The 12,679-nt window shown below is 61.8% G+C and carries 11 protein-coding genes; 6 read left to right on the top strand and 5 right to left on the bottom strand.

Going from position 1 to position 12,679, the window contains the following annotated elements; genetic code table 11:
- Nucleotides 1-85 precede the first annotated feature (85 nt).
- On the bottom strand, nt 86-1,051 hold the full coding sequence (locus AMB_RS05770; protein WP_011383550.1) for a helix-turn-helix transcriptional regulator: 966 nt from the start codon (nt 1,049-1,051) through the stop codon (nt 86-88).
- Between the two features lie 487 nt (nt 1,052-1,538).
- Between AMB_RS05770 and AMB_RS05765 the strand changes: the two genes are divergently transcribed.
- The 4 genes from AMB_RS05765 (at nt 1,539) to AMB_RS05750 (ending at nt 5,721) form a co-directional block, all read left to right on the top strand.
- A complete protein-coding gene (locus AMB_RS05765; RefSeq protein ID WP_011383548.1) occupies nt 1,539-1,841 on the top strand; it encodes a hypothetical protein in 303 nt (100 codons plus the stop codon).
- Nucleotides 1,842-2,055: 214 nt separating this feature from the next.
- On the top strand, nt 2,056-3,255 hold the full coding sequence (locus tag AMB_RS05760; RefSeq protein ID WP_043743549.1) for an ABC-three component system protein: 1,200 nt from the start codon (nt 2,056-2,058) through the stop codon (nt 3,253-3,255).
- 1 nt (nt 3,256) lies between these two features.
- On the top strand, nt 3,257-3,769 hold the full coding sequence (locus tag AMB_RS05755) for a three component ABC system middle component (protein ID WP_011383546.1): 513 nt from the start codon (nt 3,257-3,259) through the stop codon (nt 3,767-3,769).
- Nucleotides 3,766-5,721, top strand: a complete 1,956-nt coding sequence (locus AMB_RS05750; protein WP_011383545.1) for a DUF3732 domain-containing protein — start codon at nt 3,766-3,768, stop codon at nt 5,719-5,721. The genes AMB_RS05755 and AMB_RS05750 overlap by 4 nt, the downstream gene beginning before the upstream one ends.
- 15 nt (nt 5,722-5,736) lie before the next feature.
- Here AMB_RS05750 and AMB_RS05745 read toward each other — a convergent pair whose 3' ends face one another.
- Nucleotides 5,737-6,444 carry an Abi family protein gene (locus AMB_RS05745; protein WP_011383544.1) on the bottom strand — a complete coding sequence of 236 codons (708 nt, stop codon included), beginning with the start codon at nt 6,442-6,444 and terminating at the stop codon, nt 5,737-5,739.
- A 94-nt stretch (nt 6,445-6,538) separates the two neighbouring features.
- Entirely contained in the window at nt 6,539-7,045 is a 507-nt protein-coding gene (locus AMB_RS05740; RefSeq protein ID WP_011383543.1) for a helix-turn-helix domain-containing protein, read from the bottom strand.
- A gap of 286 nt (nt 7,046-7,331) precedes the next feature.
- On the opposite strand from AMB_RS05740, the gene AMB_RS05735 reads away from it, so the two are divergent.
- Nucleotides 7,332-7,721, top strand: coding sequence for a hypothetical protein (locus tag AMB_RS05735; RefSeq protein WP_011383542.1), 390 nt, complete (start codon nt 7,332-7,334; stop codon nt 7,719-7,721).
- A 282-nt stretch (nt 7,722-8,003) separates the two neighbouring features.
- Here AMB_RS05735 and AMB_RS26730 read toward each other — a convergent pair whose 3' ends face one another.
- Nucleotides 8,004-8,135 (bottom strand): hypothetical protein, encoded by a 132-nt coding sequence (locus AMB_RS26730; RefSeq protein ID WP_269446059.1) that lies wholly within the window; start codon nt 8,133-8,135, stop codon nt 8,004-8,006.
- Nucleotides 8,136-8,422: 287 nt separating this feature from the next.
- On the opposite strand from AMB_RS26730, the gene AMB_RS05730 reads away from it, so the two are divergent.
- Entirely contained in the window at nt 8,423-10,030 is a 1,608-nt protein-coding gene (locus AMB_RS05730) for an ATP-binding protein (RefSeq protein ID WP_011383540.1), read from the top strand.
- 65 nt (nt 10,031-10,095) lie between these two features.
- On the opposite strand, the gene AMB_RS05725 is transcribed toward AMB_RS05730, so the two are convergent.
- Nucleotides 10,096-12,486: an ATP-binding protein gene (locus AMB_RS05725; RefSeq protein ID WP_148207309.1), complete on the bottom strand. Its 2,391-nt coding sequence runs from the start codon at nt 12,484-12,486 to the stop codon at nt 10,096-10,098.
- Between the last annotated feature and the right edge of the window lie 193 nt (nt 12,487-12,679).

The raw sequence follows: 12,679 nt of genomic DNA, 5'->3' as shown, positions 1-12,679 counted from the left end.
GCGTCGATACTTTCGACCACGGAATTAAAACGCAAAGAGCGGTCCAAATTGAACCGAGGTGGTGTACGGAATCTTGCCTAAAGTGTTAGGAGGGCGTGCCTGATGCGCGATGAGGCATCGCCTGCCCGTCACGGAATCCGGCTGGGGGAGCGCCGAAATGCTGAGAAAAGGCCGCCGTGAAAGCGCTGCGGTTGGCATATCCCAGCCTGTAGGCGATTTCCTTGATGGACAATTCCCCCACAATCAGCAACCGGGCGGCCAAGGCCATCTTCTGGTCCAGAAGCCACTGTTGTACGGTCATGCCGAATTCACTGCGGAACGCTTCGTTCAACCGGCGGGGCGACGAACCAACCTGATGCGCCACCGTGACCAGATCTGGCGGAGAGGTCAGATTGGCCAGCAGCAGGTCACGCACGTCCAAAAGCCGTCGCCGCTCTCGGCCAAGAACCCGTTCATCTCCGCCGCCCCCCTGGTCCAGGACGTCAACCACCGCCGACAACATTTCCAGAACCTTGCCCTGAAGGAAGAAATCCAGGGCTTTACCGCGATAAGGGGCGCCGCGAACATCGTGCACGATGCGCCCCATATGTGCGGTTCGAGTCGGAGTGAGGGCCAGCGTCTCGGGACGATCATCAAGCATTCTGGCCAAGGGAAGTGGGCAACGCGTATCACCGAAATAATCACGTAACCGATCCGGGGTCAGCGCCAAAGCGACATGCTCGAAGCTGCCCCCTCCCGGCAGGGCTCGATAGAATGATGCCGGGTGGCGGCAGATGCCGACGCTGAACCGCTCCTCATCAGTCACAATGGGGGCGCTGATTCCTGGCCGGAGACATTCGTCGCCCCCCGCGAGAAACACCCGAATCCACAGCTGGGCATCATGGGGCATCACGACTTTCTTATAATTGATGTCCGGCACTCCTTCCGAACATACATAAAAGAAATCTGCGCCGTCCCCCAACGCATGGTGGGCGAACGTCTCCGGGTGCCGACGGACCACCGTTCTACACCCCACCTCTGGGGTATCAACCCAATGTTCGACAATCGACATATTGTCCAACCCACCTACACTTAGGATAAAAAGCATCTCTGTTAGCGATCAGCATTTAGTCATGCCTTATATTCAAGCTTTGTATTTACCGATCGCGCGCCACTGTAGCACAAATGCCTGTATACGCCAAAAATAGACTGCGCCCAAATCTACGCAGAACCGGAAGGCGAAGAACACATGCAAACATCGACCATGCTGGTGGATATACCCGCCGAGGAAGGTGTCGTGATTTTGCACCTTAAGTGGCTTATCACCCCATTCCAAAGGGGGTTAGATGGGCCAACATCAACCAGTTGAAACCGGCGATTTATCGTGCCGAACATCGTTTTCCCCGGCAAGCTGGTTGAAAGCGCCTCAGTTTGAGGAAACATGCCTCTCTACGTCGCTGATGATCCAGACCGCTTGCGGCAATTGGATCATCCACCACGAATCCCATCCGGCCGAGGAGGGGCGGCCACCAAAGACCCTAATGCCAGGAAGGTGATCCATGAAATATCTCCATATCGCCGCAGTGCTGGCGGCCCTCATCTCCGGGACGGTTCTGGCCGCCGAGAAAAACACGAGTTCCCCCGACAGCGCCTGGGCTGCCGCGAAATCGGCTGAGATTGAGACCATGCGCGTCCGCCTGGGAACCAGTCCATCGGCCAATGCCACCTCCACTCTGATCGAGGTTGAGGATCTGCTGCGCCGCTTCAAGAGCGCCCCCGCCGATCAGAAAAATAGCCTGCGCTCACAGGTCGATGCCGCAGTCGCACGGCTGGAGCTGGAGACGGCATCCAATGGGCGCTGAACTTGCTATGATTGGGGCATGTTTGCCGTGACTCGATACGATCCGCCACCATGGAAACAAGGCAAGGACATTTGAACGAGTTGCTCAAGGACTGACTGTGCGCACTCCCCCACTGCTCCTGCTGAGGGAATTTCCCCTTCAAGTGCCGAGACATCTTCTTGTTGCCTGAATTGCACAAATACTACACCATCAATCGCACAGCAGGGGGCGACTGATGGCTGACGGCACTGACTTTAGCGCGGCAGGATCAGCGGCGGGCTATCTTTATCAGGCCCGGCTCGCTCTCGCGTTGTGTTTGAGACACGCCAATTCGGGAACTCCCGTCGAGGTTGGAATCGAACGGCTTGACGACATCTCGTTCGAGATCAACGGAACCCCGCTCGAACTCCTCCAGACCAAGCACCATTTGGATCGGGCGGCAAGCCTGTCCGACTACAGTGTTGATCTCTGGAAGACATTGCGCATCTGGTCAGAGGCGACACAGGTCGATCCCTCTCTCCCGCAGCGGACATGTTTCGTCCTGGTGACCACCGGGGTGACGCCAGAGGGACAGGCCGCCGCTAAGCTGCGGTCGCTCCACCTTTGTACACGCGATCCTGTCGGAGCCGCCGATACCCTGACCAAAGTTGCCGAAGGCGGGAGGAACGCCGCGCTCCTGCCGGCCTACTCAGCCTTCCTGGCTTTGACGCCGACAATGCGGATCGCCCTGCTCAGTGCCGTCGAGGTGCTTGACGGTCACGCAACCCTTGCCGATCTGAACCAAGTCATTGAGGACGGTCCTCTCCGCATTATTGCCCCTCGCGGCAAGGCTGCCCAAGCCCGGGAACTGCTGGAAGGATGGTGGTGGCCACGCATCTGCACGGCACTGATGGAAAAGCCGTCTGCACCGATCTCGATCCTGGACCTGGAAGCCAAGCTTGACGACATCCGCGACCAGATGAAGCGGGACGCGCTGGTGGCTGATTTTGAGCATGCTGATCTGCCCGACACCCACGAAGCCGAGTACGAAGGGCGCCCATTCGTTCGTCAGCTGAAAGCAATCGGTGTCGGCGGCAATCGCATCCAATTCGCCAAGCGAGATTTTTACCGAGCCTTTGCCCAGAGATCGAAATGGGTCCGGGAGCATGTGGTTCTCGACGGCGAGATCACCCACTTCGAGGCCACTCTGATCGAGGAATGGCAGCCCCGATTCGAAAGAATGCGGGAACGGCATGCTGGGGAGCCGACCGATAGCACCACGCTTCGGCATGCCGGGCAGGATCTTTACCAATGGGTTGAAAGCGATACCCACTTTCCGTTTCGCGCCCAGGTTCATCGATTCCTGAATGTTGGCTCTTATCACATGCTGGCCAACGAGCTGAAGGTGGGTTGGCACCGGGATTTCGCCGACCTGTGCAAGGATGAGGACGGCTGAAATGGCGGAGGCGCGCTCCCTTCTGCCTTGGCACAATCGCCCTTCCGAGGAGGCGGCGCTGCTCAACCCGGCCTTCTGCGGGGAATTGATTGCGCGGGCGGCACAGGAATACGAACGCTTGGCGGAACGGCCATTTCCATTGCCATTCGCATTCCTCATCCTTCCGCTGGTTCTGCATCTGCCAACCCGCCAGGCGCTACCCGGTAGGGCGAATACCACGTTCGCAACATGGTCCGCCGACCATGATGTCCTGCTGGCGGAATTGCCGGAGCGGGCGATGTCTCTTCGCGCGGTTACGCGGGAGGCGCTTCTTTTTCTCGTTCAGCACAAGGCATTGGCGCTCGGGCCGGACGGACTGAGCCGGGGAGTGTCGCCCCTCAAGCTTTCGGCCAAATTGCCTGTAGATTCCGAAGACGTTGCTTCGACCCGCCGGGCTGCGGGGTTACTCGGCCGCTGGTTCGCTAACCAGGGAACGGTCACCACCATTCTCCAAACCATGGGCGTGACGCCATGACCCTGCAATTACGCGCTATCGCCCTTTATTCCCACAGTGATGAGCGCCGAGAGGTGATGTTCGACCTTGGCTGCCTCAATATCGTTACGGGTGGGCCGCAGACCGGTAAATCAAGTCTCCTTCGGATTGTCGATTATTGCTGGGGGAGAAGTGATTTCGTCGTGTCGGGAGGCGGCGTAATCCGCGACACCGTAGCGTGGTTTTCCATCCTCCTTGACCGCGATGGCGAAGGAATATTTATCGCACGACCCAACGCGGAGCCAGGTGGCCGCTCCAGCGACGAGATCTATTTTCAACGGAACGTCGCCGTGCTGCCCGACAGCTCCAAGGGTTTCCACAAGAATGTGACCGCCGATGGCTTGCGCGATCACCTGTCGATCTTGCTCGGCATATCCGAGAACGTTTACGAGCCTGATCGGCGAACGACGCAGCGCCCCGCACTGGAAGCATCGGCCAGCCAGGCCATCTTCTTCTGCCTTCAGGCCCAGTATGAAATCGCCGACCCACGCCTGCTCTTTCATCGGCAAGGGGAAGACGGCATTACCGCCGCCATCCGCGATACGCTTCCCTATTTTGTCGGGGCCATGGGAGACGACCACTACATCAATCAGAAGCGATATGCGGACGCACGGGCACGTCTGCGCGACCGGGAGCGGGAATTCAATGATGCCCAGGCACTCTCAAGCAAGGCGTCCGTCACTGCGGAATCACTGCTGGGAGAGGCGAAGCGGGTGGGGCTGGTTCCTCCGGATGTGTTCGCCGACACCCCGGTTCAATTGCGGGAAATCCTCGCCACCGCCGCTGCTCCGCGTGAGCGGGCTTACGCCAAGATGGACGACCCGGCAGCCGACCTCACCGATCTTGAAGATCGCCGCCAGAGACTGCGGGAAGAGTTGCAGAACATCCGGGACGAAATCGGCGACCTCAAACGACTTGAACGGGAAGCCTCCGATTATGTGGCTGAAGCCCATGAGCAGCAAGTCAGGTTGAGCGCGATCGGACTTGTGTCAGGCGAAGGCGATCATCCGGATCGCTGCCCCCTTTGCGAAAGTCATCTTGCCACCCCGGTACCGTCAGTAACCGACATCACGCGTTCCTTGGCGGGCTTGGGGCGACAATTGAATTCGGTACACCGCGATAATCCCCGCCTTCAAGGCCGTATCGCCGAACTGGAGGCGAAGCGCACGGATATCGAAGGACTCCACCGGGCAGTTCAGAGCGATATCGCGGCGCGTATCGCTGATAACGAACGTCTTCGCATTGAGCAGGACCAATTTACCGAACAGGCCCGCATCGCCGGACGCATCGGCTACTACCTCGAAAATGTGCGTACCGTCACCTCGAACGACGGCCTGAAACTGGAAGTCGCCCGCCTGCGGGCCGAGGTCGCGGCTCTCGAAAAGAAGCTCGATCTGGATTTGCTGGAGGAACGCCTGACCACGGCCCTTGGTTTTGTTGGACGCGATCTGACGGATATTGCCGGAACCCTGGCGTTGGAGCACGGCAACAACCCGCTTCGGCTCGACAGACGCCGCCTCACCGTGGTGGCCGATACCATCAAGGGACCACTGATGCTGCCCAATATCGGCAGCGGGGCCAATTGGGTCGGTTACCATGTGGCGGCTCATTTGGCTCTGCACAAGTTGTTCCGTGCCCGCCATCGGCCTGTCCCCGCCTTCCTGATGCTGGATCAGCCTTCCCAGGCCTATTACCCGCCAGATCGGGATGTGGGAGAGGTCGATGTCCATGACGAAGACCAGATCGCGGTCACACGTCTCTACCAACTGCTCCTGGACTATTGCACGACGACGGAAACGCCAATGCAGATCATCGTCGTGGATCACGTCGAATTGTTACAGGATTGGTTCCGAGGGGCGATGCGTCAGCGTTGGCGTGACGGGATCAAGCTGGTGCCAGTTTCCTGGTTGTCGCAGGAGGTGGATGAGGAATAGCTCCTCTGTCCGCTATCAAAATCGCAGATCATCACCATCCTGTGGCCGAGCAAGAATATCATCGACACGGCTGTGGTGGGCGATCCAGTCGCGGGTACTTGGGCAAATCCAGCCGGTAACCGACAGAATGCTCTGGTAATCCGCATCGAGGTGCCGGGAAAAAATCGGCTCGTGATGGGCGATGCGATTTCGTAGGGTGCGCATGTAATTCAGAGGGCTATGGACTTGGCTTCGGCTAAGCTTGGCGTTAGGAAAGGCCCGGAACAGGCTGGGGCGCCACAGGGTCATTTCGTAATTCCGCTTGGGGCCAGCACCACCCTGCGGATGGCCGCCGCGCCCCAGCAACGCCACCCAGAAGCCAAACGACAACGCCGCGACTACATGGGGCGGATCGACGACATAATTTTCCCGCCTCAGTTCATCCTTGGCGCCGGCGATTCGGCTGAGCGTACCGGCATCCAGGCCGCAGCGCGGATCGTCATACCAATCGACACCGTAAGTGGCGGACAATTCCCTATGCATGGCATTGCGCAGGGCGACCTCCACCCCCTGCAAGGGGCCATAGAACGCTGCGCTGACCGCCGTATTCCAGGTGTAGAGCCGCAACGCCTTCTCCTGGTCGCCACCGGCCGCAGCGACATAGGTAGCCATGCGCTCCGGGGACAGAGACGTTGCCAGTGCCCGGATTACGGTATCGTCGAGGGAGAAAGGCTTGACGGACATGGGGGAGGAGACCTATATGTCGTGAGGTAAGCCCCGGACCCGCCTCTGCCTCTGGCATGCGACCGGGGCTGAGCTTTTTAGGGCCAAGGAATCATCAGGGGGTAGGATCGATTCGTCCGATGATGCGCCTTCGATGACGAGGCTGGCCCACCTCTTCTCGACGCTGGCGATTCTCTTCCTCGACTTGTCGAAATTCAGGTTCAAGCGCTTGTAGGCGCTTGACCAGACCGGAGAGATCGTAGGTATTGCTGAGCTTGCCGCCATGTCTGCCAATTCGTTCGATGCGCTTGACCAAATCGGCCTTCTCCAGATCAGCGATATGGCGCTGCACCTGCCGGGTACTCAATCCCAGCCGTTGAGAGAGCGCTTCCTTGCTGGGAAACGGCTTGCGCTTTTCATCCCACCAGTAATCGCAAAGCTGCAAGAGCACGGCCAACTGCGTAGGATTCAGCCCCAGCCGCTGCTGAGCACGCAGGAGCAACGACGGGATGATGGCAAATCCCATGTTCATCACCGCCGTTCCCCATTTAGCCTCCGAGGCTTTGGCGGCCTTGGCCGGGCGCAGGGGAATCACTTTGGCCGTTTCCTGTACATCACTCATGGCATACCTCGTTCCAAGCAAAATTAGTATGCCGCAGAAATTGCGCAGACTTCAAGATGCGCCCAGAAGACATCGGCGCCTCCTACCTGGGGAGGCATACGTCTCAATCCTCTGGTCTCTCCCGTCCAGTCTTAAGTAGGATGACGCTATCCCAGCACCCCTGTAAGCCAAGATCAACGAGGAACTATGGGGCCTCCAGTCGCTGACGTCTGGAGGGGCGTCGGCTTGCGGTAGCGCAATTTCTGTCCCTTTGCCATGATGCGCGTGCAGGCAAGGAGAGGGCACCATGGCGGGACAGCGTGGCGTATGGATCAAAGGGCTGACCAAGGATGACAAGGCGGCAACCTCGCGCACCTGCGAGCGGTTCATCGCCGAGGTGCTGATCCCCCGGTTTCTGCCCGAGATCCGTCCCACGGAATTCAACTACCCCATCGCGATCACCGGCAAATGGCGCGGCGACAAGTACAGCTTCATCCAGCGTTACCGTTCGGGCTTTGCCGACAACGCGGGTGAGGTGTTTGATTCCGCCTTTGCCCGCCTCGACCATGTCAGCGGTGACCGCTTCGATCTTATGTGGCACCGCCATACCGGACAGTGGCTGTGCTTCCGGGCGGGAGTATCTCTTGCCGAGGCTTTACAGCTGATGGAGGCTGAGGGGCTGTTGCAACCGAATTAACCAAAGAGCCGCCGCACCGTTCAAGTTAATGATTTTTATTTATGGTTCGCAGACAGGTTGCTTCGGTTGCAGTAGGTCAGCATTTCACTCAAAACCACAAAACATTACCATGCGAATTTCTGCGCCACACGGTCCCCTACCGAGAGAAATTCCGCCTTCCGCCCACTCCCCTCCGCCACCGGTTTTAAATCAATCAGTTAAGCACACCAGCGATCACGGGACCTCACCCGTGATCACTCGTGCGCCCATTTTGGCGTGGGACATTTGGAAAGAATGGCCGCATCAGCCTCCAATCATCAGCGCGGCTCCGACGATGACAGCCGCAAGCATCGGCCGGCCCCATTGGCGGTAATCGATTGCAGCCCAAGCCGAGGCTGTGGCGATGATCAAAAATCCAAGGGTAAACGCAGACATGGTAACCTCCATTGCCGCACGACGGGGGCCAATTCCCCAGCGACCAGCAAAGGCTACCGCCCCCCATGTGAAAGTGACCTCGCCCATTTGGGGCCGGGCTCGGGCCACGCGCGTGATCCGGCCGGTCGCCCCCCAGGGCCTTCCCGGTCTGCGAGGTTTCGGCGGGAGTCGGCGTGGTCCATGGCCAGAAGGCTTTCCCGCCCTGTTCGAAGAACGGTCCCGGCTGAGCTCATCCCGGCTTCATTGCGGACAAATGGGAGACGCGCGCCGGGACGGTCATCTCCGGCATGAAAACCGGGCCGATATGGTCTATCATCGCGCCCCAACCTTCTCAGGGTCCCCAAGACGTGGATATAGATCTCGGTACGACTTCCTCCGGCACCCCGGCCCTCATGTCGCTCGAGGAGTTGCTTGCCACCCGCCTGCTGGTCCAGGGCAATTCCGGCAGCGGCAAGTCGCATCTGCTGCGCCGCCTGATCGAGCAGAGCGCCCAGGCGGTCCAGCAGGTGGTGATCGATCCCGAGGGGGACTTCGCCAATCTGGCCCAGGTGTTCGGGCATATCGTCATCGACGCCGGCGCCCAGAGCGAGAACGGCATGCGCCTGATCGCCAGCCGGGCGCGGCAGATGCGGGTCTCGGTGGTGGTTAACCTGGAGCACCTGGACACAGAGCGCCAGATGCGCCACGCCGGGGCCTTTCTCAACGGATTGTTCGACACCGACCGCCAGTACTGGACCCCGGTGCTGGTGGTGGTGGACGAGGCCCAGCTGTTCGCCCCGGCCGTGGCGGGCGAGGTGGCCGACGACGCGCGCAAGACCTCGCTGGAGGCCATGACCAACCTGATGTGCCGTGGCCGCAAACGCGGCCTGGCCGGCATCATCGCCACCCAGCGCCTAGCCAAGCTGGCCAAGAACGTCGCCGCCGAGGCCAGCAACTTCCTGATGGGGCGCACCTTCCTCGACATCGACATGCAGCGGGCCGCCGACCTGCTGGGCATCGACCGCCGACAGGCCGAGGTGTTCCGCGACCTGGAGCGCGGACGTTTCGTCGGCCTGGGTCCCGCCCTGTCGCGCCGCTCCATCACCATCCGCATCGGCGACGTGCAGACCCGCAGCCATGCCGGCGGCGCCCAGCTGATGCCGCTGCCCGAGCGGACGCCGGAGGAGGCAAGAGGGCTGCTGTTCAAGGCCAACACCCCGCCCCCCGCGCCGTATGTGCCGGAAATGGGCATGGGCACCGAGGCGCTGCTGGCCACCATGGAGCACAGCCCCCCGGCACCGGTGCCGCAGGCGCCGCCGGCTCCCGCGCCCCTGGCCGTGGCCGAAGACGGCGAGGCCCCGCCTCTTTCCGTCGCTCCGCCCCCCGTGCAGGTCCCCCCCCTGCCCGCCCCCGACAAGGGCGCGGGCATCGACGGCGTCCTCGACCAGTTGTTCAGCGAGAGCAGCGCCCTCGGGCGCTCGGTGTCGAGCCTCTACGATGATTTCCTGGCGCGATGCCGCACCCAGCGCCTGCCCGGTCGGGTGCTGGACATCACTCATTTCCGCCGCCGGCTGGTCCTGGCCCAGGCAGGCGTGACGCCGGCCATCGCCGCCCTGCCCGGATGGGACAAGGCGGTCAGCACCGCCACCGGCCTGGAAGAGCAGTTCCAGGGCATCTACCTGCATCTGGCGGCGGCGGCGGCCCAATCCCTGCCGTGCCCCAGCGATTCCATGATCACCCAGGCCTTCGGCAGCCACTCGCCCCGCCGCGCCCTGGCCGCCCTGGCCCGCATGCAGCAGATGGGGGTTATCGAGATCTACGAGGAGCTGAGCGGCGAGCGGGTCATCGTCCTGCCCGCCCTGCAATGGCGGACGGCGCCGGGCCACGCCAACGACGTCCTGGCCTGGAGCGGCTGAGGCCAGGGGCATGCGGGGCAGCCGCCCCGGATGGACTGGGCGAGTGCTCGACGGGGATGGCCGGTCTACACCTGCCCGATGGGCGGCAGGGTGACGGAGAAGCGCGAGCCCTGGCCGGGGACGGATTCCACCCAGATGCGGCCGCCGTGGTGCTCGACGATCTTCTTGCAGACGGCGAGGCCGATGCCGGTGCCCTCGAACTCGCCGCGCCGGTGCAGGCGCTGGAAAATGAGGAAAACCCGCTCGTAATATTTGGGGTCGATGCCGATGCCGTTGTCGACCACGGTCAGCACCCATTCCTTGCCGGTATTCTCGGCTTCCAGGGTGATCACCGGCTTGCGCTCGGGGTCGCGGTACTTGATGGCGTTGCCGATCAGGTTCTGGAATAGCCGCATCAGTTCCTCGGCATCACCCAGGACGGTGGGCAGGACGGAAGGAGGCGTAGCGATTTCGGCTCCGCTTTCCTCGATCTTGGGAGCCAGGGCGCGCAAGGCCCGTTCCACCACCGGCCCCAGGGCCACCGGCAACATGGGCCGCGTGATCCGGCCGATGCGCGAATATTCCAGCAATTCGAGGATCAGGCGGTCCATGCGCGTCGCGCCATCCTTGGCGAAGGCGATGAACTCGCGGGCATCGTCGTCCAGCTTGTCGCCATAGCGCCGCGCCAGCAGGTCCACATAGGACGAGACCATGCGCAGCGGTTCGCGCAGGTCGTGGGAGGCCACGTAGGCGAACTGCTCCAGCTCGGTGTTGGAGCGCTCCAGCTCCTCGGCCTTGTCGCGCAGCGCCTGCTCGGCCCGGCGCTGGTTGGTGATGTCCTTGATGGTACCGACCATGCGGATGGGGCGGCCCTCGCCGTCGCGCTCGATCTTGCCCAGCCCCGCCACCCAGCGCTCGGCGCCGTCGCCGGGGCGAATAATGGCGTAGGCCTTGTCGAAATCGTGTTCGCCCGCCTGGATTTCCGCCAGATAGGTCGTCATTTCGGCCTTCATGGACGGGGCGACCAGTTGAAGCCAACCGAGGCCGCTACGCAGAAAGTCGGGGCCGATGCCGAAAATCGCGTCGAGAATGGGAGAACTGCGCCAGCGATCCGCCCGGATGTCGTAATCGTAATAGCCCAGATTGGCCACGCTCTGGACCTCGAGCAGCAGGGATTGATGCTCGCGGATGGCGATCTCGGCCTGCTTCTTCTCGGTGATATCCTGGATGGTTCCCAGAATCTCCTGTGGCCGCCCATCGGTTCCATTGGTGATCAGGGCCTTGGCGGCCACGCATTTGAGCTCGCCGCCGGCGGCGACGATCCGGTGTTCCACGTCATAGGACCCGCCGGACATCAGGGCGGCCAACGCATCCTGCACCGGCTGCCGGTCATCGGGATGAATCATCTCCATCACCGAGGCGAAGCTGATGGGGGCGCCTGGCGTGATTCCGAAGATTCGGTAGGTTTCCTCGGAAAAGCGGACCCGGTTGGAGGCGATGTCCACCTGCCAGGAGCCGATATGGGCCACGCTTTGTGCCCGACTCAGGGTCGCCTCGCTGGTCTTGAGCTCGGCACGAGCCTCCACCTCGTTGTGGTAGCGGCGCAGCAGCATGATGAACAGGGTCGACAGCAGTACGATGCCGATTCCCACCATGGCCGCCATGCGGACGGTCTGCCGCCGCCAGCCGTCGAGGATCGTGTCCACAGGGATGGCGGAGATGACCACCAGCCCGTACCGGTCGATGCGACGGAAGGCGGTGACGCGGGTGATGCCGTCGAGGGGCGAGACGGTGACCGCCGCGCCATGGGGCTTTCCCTCGGCAATGGCGGGGAAAAACCGGGCATTGTCCACCTTGGCCCCCACCGCGTCGTTCCGGAAGGGCTGGCGGGCCAGCATGGTCCCGTCGGCGCGCTGCAGGTTGACGATGGCCCCCTCGCCCAGCCCCAGGGTCTGGAAAAAGGCCTGGAAGGCATCGGCCCGAATGGTGGCGCCGACCACGCCGGCAAAGCCGCCATCGGGAGCGGTCAGGCGCCGGCTGACGATGATGACCGGATTGCCGGTGACCAGGCCGACCAGCGGCGAGCTGATCTGAACGTCGTCGGCGGCCTTGTCCCGGTGCAGCCTGAAATAATCGCGTTCGGCGATGGAGACCTTGCGGAACGGGAAGCTTTGGCCATGCAGGCGGATCATGCCGTCGGAATCGGCCATGTAGACGGTGGGCACCGCCGAAAGAGCCTCGCCGTAATCGTGAATGATCTGCCAGGACTTGCGGTCGTTGCCGAGACTGTCCCAGTCGCCCATGTGGCGGAACTGAGTCCGCGCGGCCTTCAGCGCGGTATCGGCGCCCTCGATGGTGCGCAGCACCTGCTCGGCGGCCAGATCGGCCATGGACTGGGTTCGGAACTCAGCCTCGGCCAGGGCCGCGCCGCGATCGCGGACGGATGTGACCGCCGTCCAGGCCACCACCACGGCCATGGCAAGCCCCCACAGAACCAGTGGCCACCATTTCTGGACGGCGATAGAGGCTGAAGGGCTGCTGCGGACGGCAGGGGGCAATACTTTTACCACCAAATCAGTGTAATTCTATCCAATGGTATAAAAGCCCGTGGAGCACGTAAAGCGGATAGATGAAATGCTCTAAAAGGAAGGGGCTCCGCCATGGCGAAGC

The organism is Paramagnetospirillum magneticum AMB-1, from assembly GCF_000009985.1.
Lineage (GTDB): Bacteria > Pseudomonadota > Alphaproteobacteria > Rhodospirillales > Magnetospirillaceae > Phaeospirillum > Phaeospirillum magneticum.
The sequence above is the reverse complement of the archived record's forward strand: the minus strand, read 5'-3'. Positions and strand labels throughout refer to the sequence as shown.